10 protein-coding genes are annotated in these 13548 nt (G+C 44.0%); 5 read left to right on the forward strand and 5 right to left on the reverse strand.

Annotation, left to right across the window (positions count from 1 at the left end):
• Nucleotides 1-1118: 1118 nt before the first annotated feature.
• Entirely contained in the window at nucleotides 1119-5525 is a 4407-nt protein-coding gene (locus MHH60_RS16600) for an S-layer homology domain-containing protein (protein ID WP_076138457.1), read from the reverse strand.
• A gap of 168 nt (nucleotides 5526-5693) precedes the next feature.
• Between MHH60_RS16600 and MHH60_RS16605 the strand changes: the two genes are divergently transcribed.
• Nucleotides 5694-5819 carry a DUF4023 domain-containing protein gene (locus MHH60_RS16605; RefSeq protein ID WP_051491363.1) on the forward strand — a complete coding sequence of 42 codons (126 nt, stop codon included), beginning with the start codon at nucleotides 5694-5696 and terminating at the stop codon, nucleotides 5817-5819.
• A gap of 97 nt (nucleotides 5820-5916) precedes the next feature.
• Here MHH60_RS16605 and MHH60_RS16610 read toward each other — a convergent pair whose 3' ends face one another.
• A complete protein-coding gene (locus MHH60_RS16610) occupies nucleotides 5917-6621 on the reverse strand; it encodes a hypothetical protein (RefSeq protein WP_076138458.1) in 705 nt (234 codons plus the stop codon).
• Between the two features lie 186 nt (nucleotides 6622-6807).
• The gene (locus MHH60_RS16615) at nucleotides 6808-7329 is read right to left on the reverse strand and encodes a GNAT family N-acetyltransferase (RefSeq protein ID WP_076138459.1); all 522 of its coding nucleotides are present in this window, start codon (nucleotides 7327-7329) and stop codon (nucleotides 6808-6810) included.
• A 169-nt stretch (nucleotides 7330-7498) separates the two neighbouring features.
• Between MHH60_RS16615 and mbcS the strand changes: the two genes are divergently transcribed.
• Nucleotides 7499-9094, forward strand: coding sequence for an acyl-CoA synthetase MbcS (mbcS, locus tag MHH60_RS16620; RefSeq protein ID WP_076138460.1), 1596 nt, complete (start codon nucleotides 7499-7501; stop codon nucleotides 9092-9094).
• Between the two features lie 88 nt (nucleotides 9095-9182).
• On the opposite strand, the gene MHH60_RS16625 is transcribed toward mbcS, so the two are convergent.
• Nucleotides 9183-9761, reverse strand: a complete 579-nt coding sequence (locus tag MHH60_RS16625; protein WP_076138461.1) for an SMI1/KNR4 family protein — start codon at nucleotides 9759-9761, stop codon at nucleotides 9183-9185.
• Between the two features lie 11 nt (nucleotides 9762-9772).
• Nucleotides 9773-10210 carry a HEAT repeat domain-containing protein gene (locus MHH60_RS16630; RefSeq protein ID WP_036684913.1) on the reverse strand — a complete coding sequence of 146 codons (438 nt, stop codon included), beginning with the start codon at nucleotides 10208-10210 and terminating at the stop codon, nucleotides 9773-9775.
• A gap of 227 nt (nucleotides 10211-10437) precedes the next feature.
• Here MHH60_RS16630 and MHH60_RS16635 point away from each other — a divergent pair, with 227 nt between their 5' ends.
• The 3 genes from MHH60_RS16635 to MHH60_RS16645 are packed head-to-tail and all read left to right on the forward strand — an operon-like array spanning nucleotide 10438 to nucleotide 13490.
• Nucleotides 10438-10938: a DUF4358 domain-containing protein gene (locus MHH60_RS16635; RefSeq protein WP_076138462.1), complete on the forward strand. Its 501-nt coding sequence runs from the start codon at nucleotides 10438-10440 to the stop codon at nucleotides 10936-10938.
• Nucleotides 10939-10944: 6 nt separating this feature from the next.
• Nucleotides 10945-12330: an MBOAT family O-acyltransferase gene (locus tag MHH60_RS16640; RefSeq protein WP_076138463.1), complete on the forward strand. Its 1386-nt coding sequence runs from the start codon at nucleotides 10945-10947 to the stop codon at nucleotides 12328-12330.
• Nucleotides 12331-12350: 20 nt separating this feature from the next.
• Nucleotides 12351-13490: a DHHW family protein gene (locus MHH60_RS16645; protein WP_076138464.1), complete on the forward strand. Its 1140-nt coding sequence runs from the start codon at nucleotides 12351-12353 to the stop codon at nucleotides 13488-13490.
• Nucleotides 13491-13548: the final 58 nt, after the last annotated feature.

Here is a 13548-nt window from a genome sequence, read left to right on the forward strand (position 1 = left end):
ACACATTCTGTATCCAACCACATTCGTGCAAGCACATTCTATATTCAATCCCGTTTGTGCAAGCGCATTCAATTTTGTCGGCAACCCTCCTGCCTTACTTTGATTAGTCCACCCTAATCTAACCCAGATCTTTCCTTACAAATAGCCGCAAAATTAAAGATATGCTGGATAAATTAAAGATTATCGTGCTATCAGGGCTCGATATCCTGGCAATGAGTGGGTCGTTAAACATATGTTGGTTGAAAATATAAAGAGGATGAAGGAGTGTAATCTCTTTTGCCTCTCTTTCACGCCAATCCGCCGCATTCGTTCATTTCTGAGGCACTTTTGCCTCTCTTTCACGCCCATCCGCCGTATTCGCTCATTTCTGAGGCACTTTTGCCTCTCTTTACTGCAACTCCGCCGTATTCGCTCAAATCAAAGGCATTTTTGCCTCTCTTTTACGCCGCACCGCCGCATTCGCTCATTTCTGAGGCACTTTTGCCTCTCTTTCACGCCAATCCGCCGCATTCGTTCATTTCAAAGGCACTTTTGCCTCTCTTTCGCACCACTCCGCCGTATTCACTCAGATCAAAGGCACTTTTGCCTCTCATTTCCGCCAATCGCCGCATTCGCTCATTTCAAAGGCATTTTTGCCTCTCTTTCACGCCAATCCACCGCATTCGCTCATTTCAAAGGCATTTTTGCCTCTCTTTCACGTCAATCCGCCGCATTCGCTCCAATCAGAGGCACTTTTTTGCCTCTCATGTCCGCCGCACCGCCGCATTCGCTCATTCAAGGGCACTTTTGCCTCTCTTTCACGCCAATCCGCCGTATTCGCTCATTTCTGAGGCACTTTTGCCTCTCTTTTACGCCAATCCGCCGCATTCACTCCAATCAAAGGCACTTTTGCCTCTCTTTACTGCAACTCCGCCGCATTCGCTCATTTCAAAGGCACTTTTGCCTCTCTTTCACGCCAATCCTCCGTATTCGCTCAAATCAGAGGCACTTTTACCTCTCATTTCCGCCACACCACCGTATCGCCGCCTCCCTCACACTACCCAGCTACGAAAAAAAGATTGCCTCTCCGTCATCAACGATGACCTTGAGGCAATCTTTTTTCAAACGATCCGATTTAGTTACTTTCCTTGCTTCTCCAGCAGGTTCAGAATGATTGTTACTGCTTCGGCCCGGGACGCTACCTGGTTAGGTGCGAAACGGTTTTGTCCTATGCCATTCACAATGCCCGCTTCTGCTGCTGCCGCAATATATGGCACTGCCCATGCGGGTACATCCTTAGCATCATTGAAGGTTAAGGTCGCTTTTGGATCTACTGTAATGCCCAGAGCCCTAACAACCATAACTGCCAATTCTGTACGAGTAAGCTCCTGCGTAGGACGGAAGGTACCATCGTCATAGCCGCTGATAATTTGCAAAGCTACTGCCTGAGCTACAAAGGACTTAGCCCATGCCGGAATCTTCGCTGAATCCTTAAAGCTTGAAGTGCTACCACTGTCCGGCAATTGCAGGGCACGAGCCAGCATAGTGATAAATTCAACCCGATTTACTTTCTGATTAGGACGGAAAGTATTATCCGGATAACCGCTAACGAAGCCTCCTGCTACTGCCTTCTCAATAGCCGCTGCTGCCCAATGGCTGCCGGTATCCGTCAATGATGGTTTGACTACTGGCGTTGCAGATGGTGTAGGCACCGTTGTTGGTGCTGGTGTAGCTGTTGGTGCTACTGTTGGCGTTGGTGTTGCTGTCGGTTTTGTTGTTGTCACTGGTCCTGTTGATGATCCTGTTGTTGGTGCTGCTGTTGGCGCTGTTGTCGGTTCCGTTGTTGGTGCTGTCGTTGGCGCCGTTGTCGGTTCCGTTGTTGGTGCTGTCGTTGGCGCCGTTGTCGGTTCCGTTGTTGGTGCTGTCGTCGGTTCCGTTGTCGGCGTTGTTGTAGGTTCTGGTGTTGGGTTTACTTCAGGATTTGACTCCTTAATAATACCGAACTCTTCCAGAACATATGGTTTAGCATCATTAATATTCTGATCGATCTCATAGGATACAGCTGTTAATTTACCAGCATCTACAGTAATACCTACAAAGGTCTGAACTTGACCGCGTTTTGGACGCGTAGCATCACTTGGGTCCGGTCCGTATTTAGCTGCTGTATTCTCATTTGCTACTTCGAAGAGATTATAATACGCATCTCCCAATTCTGGTTTCATGTTCTTGTAATAGACCTTCGCTCCCGCTGTAGCTGGGATCAGATAGATTGTTCCATCTGGATTTACTGTGTACTCTACAGTTTGACCATTGAAGCTTTCCTTGATCTTCACTGTGTCTGCCGCAGTTCCATCAGCTTTAATTGGCTTGGTCCGCGCATAAATATGGTCGTGGCCTTGAAGAACTAAATCAATGCCCAGTTCAGCCATCATTGGAGCAACCTTCGCTCTTTCTCCATTTGTACCCATAATGTCTTTGTCGGTAGCATGGTTAGAGGTTGTGTATGGACCTTTATGCATAGCTACGATAATCCATTTCGCTCCAGCAGCTTTCGCTGCTTTTACGTCAGCCTTCATCCAATCCAACTGTGCTTGGCTGAAGTTAGCAAATTCATCGGAATTTTCATTTGTATTCAGGACTACAAAGTGAGCATTGCTGTAGTCATAGGAATAATATGCTCCAGTTTCTGTTGCAGAGCCCGGTGCTTCCTTAATATTGTAGTGCTCATAGAAGGCATTTGCCTTATCCTCATGATTCCCCGCAACAGGCACGATGGTCGTGTTAAGCAGGGTATCTTGTGAATGACCAAGCAGCCAATTCCACTGTGATTCATTGGTTCCGGTATCTACGATATCTCCGTTAATCGCCACAAACTCAGCATTCGGGAACGTCGTAAGTGCTTTTGCCATCGTTTCACCGGAAAGAATCGCTTCATCTTCGGTCTTAGCCTGTGTATCAGCCAAATCGATGAAAGTAAATGCTCCTGTCTTAGCGGCAGTTTCAAAAGTTCCCACTGCACTCCACAGGCCTAGTCCTTTATCACCTACACGGAAGTAGTATTTTGTATCAGCTTTCAGGCCAGAAGCTTCCGCTTTATGAACTAATTCATCTTTTGAATTTCTGGAAACCGCCGAACGTCCTGTAAACTTAGCAGCCTTAGCAAAGTCTGGAGTAACGCCCGTATTTTCTACAACCTGCAGATCGTTTCCAGTAGACTTCAACGCTGTGTACCAAGTGAAGCCTTTTGCACTCACTGGGTCGCCATTAAAGGTAACTGTAACCTTTTTAATCGAATCCGTTGAAGCGATAGCAGCTTCTGAATTTGTTCTTTCACTTACAGCTTTGATAACAAATTGATAGGTTTGGTTTGGATTAGTATTTTCTACAGTGTAAGTATAAGAAGTTTTACCTTCTTCATTAGGAACACTGGCCGTCCAATTTGCGGATACCAGATCATTTTGCTCATAAATACGATATCCAGACACTGGTGCACCGGAAGCAGGCGCATCCCAAGTCAACGTTATTTTACCACCATCTGCTGCAGTAGCCTTTGCATTTTGCACAGGTTTAACTGCTACTTCCGATTTATGAATGCTGTAGTTATCATACAAGTCTGTAGAACCACCAGTTGTTGTGGTGTAGGCTTCGTAAGAAAGCTCATCATTCGTTACCGTCATCCCCGTGAACATTTCCTTGCCAGGCTGTCCGTATTTAGCTGCAAAAGGGAATGTTCCTGAAGCTACGTTGTATTTCTTATTGCCCGCTGCATTTGTAATCAGGTATAAAGTACCCTTAGGATCAGTTACTACTCCGTTTGAGTCCGGAACAATATCCGTCAATGGCTTGTTGTTGTACATCTGATAGCTTCTAGCAAAGGTGTGGTCATGCCCGCCAATTACCATGTCGATACCAAGCTCATCAAACACCTTCGTTAATTGCGCTCTGTAAAAGAGTACATCTGTATCATTGGTGTGATTGGCAACGGAATAAGGAGATTTATGCAGAAGCACAACCTTCCATTTCTGATTGCTTTTTGCCGCTTCGCTACGAAGCCACTCCACTTGTTTATTGTAAATTTCGTTATTCTCAAGATTCGAGCTTGCACCATAATATTCTGTATTAATTACCATAAAGTGCGCTGAACCGTAGTCAAAAGAATATACAGAACCATCAGGTTTTGCACCTGTATTCGAAACATTCGGCAAATTAAAATGAGCGCTATAATTGCTGTAATTTTTACTTTCATGGTTGCCTACCAAAGGAACCAACGGAATATTCGCTAAAATATCCTTAGGCTTATTGAAAAACCATCCCCATTGCTCCTCAATATCACCGTTATCCACTAAATCACCAGAATTCAGGATAAACTCACTTTCCGGGAATTTAGCTAATCCTTCTTGAAGGGTATGATTCCAGATATCAAAATCTTCTTCAGTTGTTCCTTGGGAATCCGTTGTGTATAAGAATTTATAAGCCTGATTACTGGAGCTTTCTGTATTAAAAGTTCCTACGTCGCTCCAATTATCAGCTTGTCCATCCCCAGCACGGTAAGCATATTCCGTTCCCGGCTGCAGATGATCCGCTATTACCTTATGGCTGGTTAGCACAACTGGTTTTTTAGCAGATTTATCCGCTTTTGTCATGTACACACTAGTTGTAACGGATGTTCCTTCATACAATTGAGCTCCTGCCGCTGGAAACTGGCCATTCTCCAATTTAGAAGCTTCTACTACTTCCAGTTTGGTGCCAGTCACACTTTCAGGTGCATACCAGTTGAATCCCATACTAGTCTGCGGGTTGCCATTAAAAGTAATTGCGATAGAATCAGGCTTCCCAACTCCAGGTTCTACTGTCTCCACTACAGGATAAGCAATCAGGCTCATATCCCAATAAAGGTCAGAGCTAGTGTCGCCCGTCTGGTGAACTTCAGCTGAAAGCTCATTACTTCCATCCTTCAGATTGGCTTTTACGATTTCCGTTAGGTCAACCTTTGTATACTCATTTGGATCACTGCCATTAGTTGTACTAAGTGTCTGATAGTCGATTTCACCAGCAGGCATAGCCTCGCGGTAGATTTCTGCACCATTCAGATACAGCACAACTCCGTCATCAAATGCAAAATTACCTAATACTTTATCCGATTTCGTAATCTCTTCCTTATTCACAGTTACATTTGTCCGGAAATAGGAAGTACGATATTTCTTCTTTTTATCCGAGCCGTAGCTTATATTTGTATTCAGAGCACCAAATTGCTTGCTGCTGACTCCGGCCCCAGAATCTTTATAACCAAGCGGCGCTTGGCCTGATGCCCATGTAGAATCATCGTAAACAGACCGCCATACCGAACCTTGATCCGTTCCGTTATCTAGATATTTCCATGTAGAATTGCCCGCCAGTAGTGTAATTGGCTCTAGCGTTTGTAATTGCAGTAATCCAGCATCCTCATTGCTGTCTTCTGCAAAAGCTGGCATTCCTGTAAATGTAAGTCCCAGTACCATAACGAAGGCTAGTGTCATGGATACTGCTTGTTTTAATAACCTGTTCATAATCAGTCTCCCTTACTGTTATTATGAAATGCTTGCATCCATTCATAGTAACTACTAAATATTTTCACAATGTACGGATTGATCCACTAGTTTGTAAAAACGGCTTGTGTATTTAATCAGGCAAAAGTGGTTACAGTAACGGCAAGGTTATGATCAAGGAGGACAAACATGGACGATACTCAAGCTTTTGTAGACAAAGTACACGACACCCAGAAGAAAGCAGAAAAGAACAAACAGAATCACGGTAAAGGAACACCAAGCCAAAAGCTGCCTAATAAACAGCACAGTAAATAGAACACGCCTACACGAAAACAAAAAAAGCAGCAAGCCCTCCCGGATCGGAGTGACTTGCTGCTTTACTTTTTGTATATTGAGCTTGCTTTCAAAGGAGTTATTTACTCCATTTCACCACATTCACGGCTACCTTCTCTAATTGCGCCTTGCTCAAAGCCTTGTCTGGAGAACTAATCGTCACAAAACGATCATCCAGTTTATAGGTCAAAAACAATGAATCGCTGGTAGGGCTGTACCACTTAGCTTCTGTACCATTGGAAAGCTTTATGGTATCGCCTTTGTAATCATAGGAGTAGTCACGTGGAGAAACGTTCACCCTCATATGGTTGAACAAAAAGTACACTCCATCTTCAGAGCTAGCTGCTTTTTGAAAAGCATCTCCACTCACCATTTGTGCTGGTGCATAAACCGTCTTAAACCCATCGAAATTTGCGAAAGCTTTAGAAATTTGTTCTTTTTGAGCGTTGCTGTACTGTACTGGTGTTAATGCATCTTTATCCGGCACCACAGTTCCAGTACCCAGAATGACCTGATTCGCCACTGCATCAAAAGTCACTGGCACCTTCAATACGTCAGCCAAGGCGCGTACAGGAAGGTAGGTTGTATTGTTATAAGTAATCGGAGCTAATGTGTTACCTTTATTATCAACAGGTGTATAAGCTGCACCATTCACTTTAAATCCAATGCTGTGATTGAGGTATGCGGTGATTTTTTGCAGCTTAGTTCCTGCGTACACACCAGCCGAACCTGTGATTGCCATCCCAAATACCATCGTTGCTATAATAATCTTTTTACTTTTCATATGTTATGCCTCCTTAGAAGATCAATCTCGGTTTTTACTTTAGCTCAAGTTTTAAAAGAATATGTCTCTAAGTTGTATTTAACTTGTACCCAATTTGTAAAGAAACTATTCATCTGGAGCTCTGGTTTGTATAAAAAAAACAGCAACCCGCTTATCCCATAAGGATTTAACGGATTGCTGAGAGCTTTAACCTTGATACGGAGTTGTAACCTTATACACTTCCGAATATAAAATTTCTCTATAAAGTTGGAATTCTTCTTCATCAACAGGGTTAGGGTAAGTCATAATTAAGAGTGGTAAGTCTTCATTTCCTTCACGCAAAGGAGGCTGCACATAATCGTAAGGGTTCAAATGAAAGCCCAGCCGCTCATAAAAGCCAATTCTCCGCTGCTCCATTTCACCCAGTGGCCGCTCAACTTCCAAAAGGACAGGCTTGTTAGATAGACTGATGTATTCAGTCATCAGTTTTTTGCCGATTCCTCCACCTCTGATGCCCGGGTCGACTGCTATATGTTCTACAAAACGAAAGCCGGGAAACTCCCAGCAGGCCATAAAAGCAACAATTTTACCCTCAGAGTTCATCTCGGTAATGAGACGATAATCTGGGACGTCCAATAACTCCTGTTGTCCCTCAAAGGTTCTGATCTCAGAAGTAGGAAATGAGGCTTCCATAATAGCGAATATTTCATCAAAAGTTGTGTGATTCATAACATAAGTTCTCACTTTCTGGATTTGTGGTCTATTATAAGTATACCTTACACATATTATCTTAACCCGAAATTCATTAAGAACTCAAGGTACTAGTACCTGGTACTAGGATAACGTGATATACTAAATAGAACAGTTATACACATCTTGTTTGATATAGGAGAGGTTCATATTGGATAATCAGCAATGGATCGCACCTGAGTTCTACAATCTCACTTCGGAAATGGAAAGCCATGCTCCTGAGAAGATTGCGCTTAAGTGGTTAAATGAGCAAGGAGATTATGAGGAAATTACTTACGGTGAATTACGCAAACAAGCTAACCGGCTAGCCGGAGGACTTGCGAAGCTTGGGCTGCAACAAGGGGATCGTGTTCTTGTTATGGTTCCACGCCGCATCATCGCTTATGTCATCTATTTAGCTTGTCTGAAACAAGGACTTGCCATCATTCCATCCTCAGAAATGCTGCGTGCCAAAGATTTATCCTACCGCCTGCGCCATTCTGAAGCCAAAGCGGTTATTGCTTGGTCCGAAGTAACCGGGGAAGTGAATAAAATCTCAGAGGATCTTCCTGCTCTCGATTACCGTCTTTCCGTATCTGGCAGCTCAGACGAACTCGGTGAAGGCTGGCTGGATCTAGAAGATCTGATGGTTGGACAACCAGATACCTTCACAGCTGTCGCAAGCCGCCGGGATGATATGGCTATTCTCGCCTACACCTCAGGTACTACCGGCAACCCTAAAGCGGTCGTTCATAGTCATGGCTGGGGTTATGCTCACTTGCGGATCACCTCACCTCAATGGCTGGATATTCAAGGATCTGACACCGTCTGGGCAACAGCAGCTCCCGGCTGGCAAAAGTGGATCTGGAGTCCCTTCTTAACCGTTCTTGGCAACGGAGCTACAGGTTTTGTATATAGTGGATCCTTTCATCCCAAAAAATATTTGCAGCTATTGCAGGATCACAAAATTCAAGTATTATGCTGCACCCCAACAGAATATCGTCTAATGGCTAAAACAGAAGACTTAGGTCGTTACGACTTGTCTACCCTGCGTTGTGCAGTATCTGCCGGAGAGCCATTAAATCAAGAGGTCATTAACACCTTTCAGCGTGAATTCGATATCACAATCCGTGATGGGTACGGCCAGACGGAGAGCACCCTAATTATCGGAACACTCAAAGATACTCCAATACGCATTGGTTCTATGGGTAAATCAATCGCACCCGGCTTAGTCGAGGTTGTGGACGAAGACGGCAAGCCACTACCTGCTGGAGTGGTTGGTGATATTGCCGTACATTTGAGTATGCCAGCCCTGTTCCACACTTATTACAAAGATCCCGGTAGAAAAGAAAGCTCCACACACGGCGAATTCTTCATAACCGGCGACCGGGCAAAAAAAGATGAAGATGGTTATTTCTGGTTCGAGGGTCGTGGGGATGACATTATCATTAGCTCAGGTTACACTATCGGTCCTTTCGAGGTAGAAGAAGCATTGATGAAGCATGCCTCCGTTAAGGAATGTGCGGTCGTAGCCAGTCCAGACGAGATCCGTGGGCACATTGTTAAAGCATTTATCGTACTCAAGGATGAGATTGTTGGTTCACCAGAGCTTGTAAAAGAGCTGCAATCCCATGTTAAAGAGTGGACAGCCCCTTATAAATATCCGCGCAAAATCGAGTTTATTCAGGATCTTCCGAAGACGACCTCCGGTAAAATACGGCGAGTAGAGCTTCGTGAACAGGAGAACCAAGCTGCGCAGGAATAAACATAGCCATAAAGATTACCTTATTAAAAAACAAAGAGCAGCTAGTCCATAAATGGACTGCTGCTCTTGTTTATTTGGCATCAGGTCGTTACTCGGACCAATATTTCGCATCCGGGTTCAGCGACGCGCCAACTTCACCTTCTAATACTAAATCGCAATCGAGGTAGCCCTCTTCATCCAGGAAATAAACCTCCTGCTTGTAGAACTCGCATAAGGTCTCCAAGAATTTATCGGGCGAATCATACATCACGATTAAATCGCCGAAATCATGGAGCAGGTCACATACCTGTTCCACACCATCGGCAGACTTATAATAACAAATGAAATCACTGCCATAGTTCGTTAAGATAGGCAAGATAACTCCATCAGGATGTTGACCTTTTTCCTCCAATATCCCAGCTAATACCTTCATCTCCTCTTCATATTCATCCATATGAATCAGGCGGTACCCTGGAATAAATTCGATAAGGCTTGGTTCCTCTTCCTCACTGCTTGTCCCTGAGACAGTGCTATAAATAGCTTTCAGCAGTTCAGGAGTCTCCGGCAAAACTGCCGTAATCTTTGCTTCGTTACCACCCTTGCCCAAGCTGGCAATATAATCAGGGCGTAATTCTGCGGACAGCTTAAGGTATTCTTGGAATTGTTCTGTCAATTTATTGGTGTGCATATTGTCATCCTTTACTTATTTGCGGAAGTCCACATCTTCATCAGCCACGTATCGAAGTCAGCGCCTTTTTCACCTTCATAAGCGTCGTACACGTCAACTCTCATCTTCTTCAGCTTCTCTTTGAAGTCCTCGTAAGAATGATCTCTTGGCAGGCTCTTTTTAATTCTCAGCAGGATCTTGGATACGCCTTTAACTAGCTCAGGCTTGTTCTTCGATGGCACCTTAACGTCTTCACCAAAAGCCTTCAGCTTAAGGTAAGCAGCTTCTTGAACTGTATATACAGGATCGCTCTCCATTAAACGCGTCAGGATATCGATAATTTGTTTGTGGTTGGTCTGTCCCAGCTCTTCAACTGCTTCTAGACGCGCTCTCCAATCCGCAGAGCGGTTGGCAGCTTTCTTTAATTCCTCATAATTCTCCGGTAGTTCATTGTTCAGTTCTTCGATCATTCCGTTCAATCCCCTTCTATTAAAAACTATCTATCTTACAGTAACAGTATAACCAACCATTGCGCAAGCTAAGAGAGGAAGATCTTTGCATGAATTCATGTGAATATCATATTTCCGCAAAAATATGGGTAAAGTATCCGGAGTAAGTATCCAGCGCAACATTCTATCGACTATATACGTTAGTAACTAGAGAAATTCAGACAATACATCAAGGAGAGTGACCTAAGTTGAAAAAGCATACCTTCATGCTAGCGTTAACCATTGTACTAAGTGTGGTGCTTGGCGCCTGTTCCAGCAACAACAGTAACAATGAAGCTGCCATTGAAACGAATCTGACTGCAAAAGAAATGGTCGATCAAATGCTGAGCAAAGTAGAGCAGCCATCTTTAATGGAGCTTGATGCGGCTACAGTTGAACAGCTATATCATCTCAACCCAGAATTGCTTGAAGATTATAGCATTAGAATGCCTATGATGAATGTGAAGACTAACGAAATTGCGGTTCTGAAAGTTAAAGATGTAAAAGATATGACCACTGTTGAGGATGCCATCAAAGCGCGTGCAACAGATGTCCAAAAACAATTCGAAACCTATCTGCCTGATCAATACGAAAATGCCAAGAACTATAAACTTATTAAAAAGGGTAACTATTTCCTGTTCGTTATTGCTGATCCTGCGGATCAAGATAAACTCGTAGCAGACTTCGATACTTACTTCACAGAAAAATAAATAACCATGGTATTCAGCAGCCTACTTTTCCTATTCCTATTCCTGCCGGCTGTCCTAGCGCTCTATTATGTTTCGCCCTGGCGAATCAAAAACCTCATATTGTTTTTAAGCAGCCTGGTTTTTTATGCTTGGGGCGAACCTGTCTACATTGTTATCATGTTGCTGTCCACCATTACAGATTACAGCTTTGGTCTACTGCTCAGCAGACCAAAGCTGACTGCGGTGCAGCGCAAGTGGATTGTGGTTAGTTCCGTCATTATTAATCTAGGCTTATTGTCGTATTTTAAATACGCAGATTTTCTCATCCGAAATATAAATGGACTCCTCGGTACACATATTCCTTTAACGGATTTACCTTTACCTATTGGGATTTCATTTTATACTTTTCAATCCATGTCCTATATTATTGACGTCTATAGAGGAACTTCGAAAGCACAACGCAATTGGATTGATTTTGGTACATTCGTAGCGCTGTTTCCACAGTTAGTAGCAGGTCCGATTGTTCAATATAACACCATTGCCGGGCAACTACGTGAACGTTCGGTCGATATCCCCATGTTCGCAGAAGGTGTACGGAGATTCATAATCGGATTAGCCAAAAAAGTGCTGCTCGCCAACAACATCGGTCTGCTCTGGCACACCATATCCAGCTCCAATTTAGATTCCCTGCCTGCTTTAACCGCTTGGCTTGGGATTATTGCGTTTGCTTTTCAGATCTATTTTGACTTCAGCGGGTATTCGGATATGGCTATTGGTCTCGGTCTCATGTTCGGCTTCCGCTTTAACGAGAACTTCAACAAACCTTATATCTCTCAGAGTATTACTGACTTCTGGCGGAGATGGCATATTTCCCTTAGCAGTTGGTTTCGTGACTACGTCTATATCCCGCTTGGAGGCAACCGCCGGGGGTTAGGCATTCAAGTGCGCAACATCCTCATCGTATGGCTGCTCACGGGTATCTGGCACGGGGCCAGCTGGAATTTTCTGCTCTGGGGATTATACTTCGGGGTCATTCTTATCTTTGAAAAATGGTGGGGATTAAAGCTGCTAAGCCGTCTCCCCCGTTGGACAAGGCATTTATATGCCGTAGTACTTATACTCATCGGATGGGTCTTATTCGCTTTTGAAGAACTTCCTCTGGTCATTGGCTACTTCCAAGCGATGCTTGGCTTTAATGGACAGCCGTTATGGAATAATACCACTTTATACTTCACTTACACGAACGCGATTCTACTCGTGGTGTTAACCTTTGCCTCTACACCTGTGAAACTCTCTAAGCGGATGGATTCTAGATCGGTTCCTGCTCTTGTTTGGTATGGCGTGTTATTTTTCCTATCTGTTGCCTACTTAGTAGATGCAACCTTTAATCCATTTTTATATTTCCGATTCTAACCATTAGGGGGTGATTGTTTATGAAGCAGAAGACGGATCGAATCCTGGTTGGGGGATTTGTTGCAACGTTATTTCTGGTCGCTATCCTCTTTTTCTTACTGCCTGTTCAGCGTTTCTCTGAGCTTGAGAACCGGTATTTGCAAAAGGCCCCCCATCTGACATGGGACAATTTATTATCCCACACCTATGCGGAAGAGGCCGAAAGCTTTGTAACCGATCATTTTCCATTTCGGGCCAAATGGGTATGGGTGAAATCGGCGGTGGAACAGATGAGGCTGCAGCAAGAGAATAACGGAATCTATAAAGGAAAAGACGGCTATCTTTTCGAAAAATTCGCAGCACCTGATTACACTAAAGTTCAGCAATATGCAGCAGCTGTGAAACGCTTTGCCGATAACAATCCTGATGCAAACACCACTTTCTTACTCGCACCTACATCGGTTGGCTTGTACAAGGAACGTCTGCCCTGGTTAGCTCCTGTCTATTCGCAAGCTGAGGTGAATCAAACAATAGCTAAGGATGTAGGGGATAGCCTTACTTTTATAGATGGATTTGATGTGCTTAGCCCACATGCCGCAGAGCCCATTTACTATCGCACCGACCATCACTGGACAACCTACGGTGCCTACTTAGCTTATGCAGCCTATGCTCAAAGCATGGGCTGGCAGCCTCTGTCCCGGAGCGAATACCAGATTCAGACTGTGAGTAATTCATTTCTCGGAAGCTATCATACCCGGGGGCAATTTATCGGGGTCTCACCTGATTCCATTCAATTGTACAAACCTAATCATGAGGTATCCACCCAAATGTACATTGAAGATACCGGTGAGACTTTAACAAGTATGTATGACTCAAGTTATCTGGCGAAAAAAGATAAGTACTCTTATTTCTTAGGGGGCGTACATGCGCTCATGAAAATCACCAGCCAGCTTGATCCAACAACGGTCAAACAGAAAAAGCTGCTCGTCATCAAGGACTCCTATGCACATAGCGTTATTCCTTTCCTGACTCAGCATGTGCCTGAAATCTATGTGATCGACATCCGTTATTATAATGGAAACATCAGTGATTATATGGCTCAAAATGACATCAAGGATGTCTTGCTGCTTTTTAATACGGCTACTTTTATTGATAATGCGGCGCTATTGAAGTTAAATTAAAGCCACTCAGGGAAAAGGTGTTGTGCGGGAATGTTGGACTTTCGGTCGCTGTTGTCTC

Origin of the sequence: Paenibacillus sp. FSL H7-0716 (assembly GCF_038002705.1) — a bacterium.
GTDB classification, from domain to species: domain Bacteria; phylum Bacillota; class Bacilli; order Paenibacillales; family Paenibacillaceae; genus Paenibacillus_AQ; species Paenibacillus_AQ odorifer.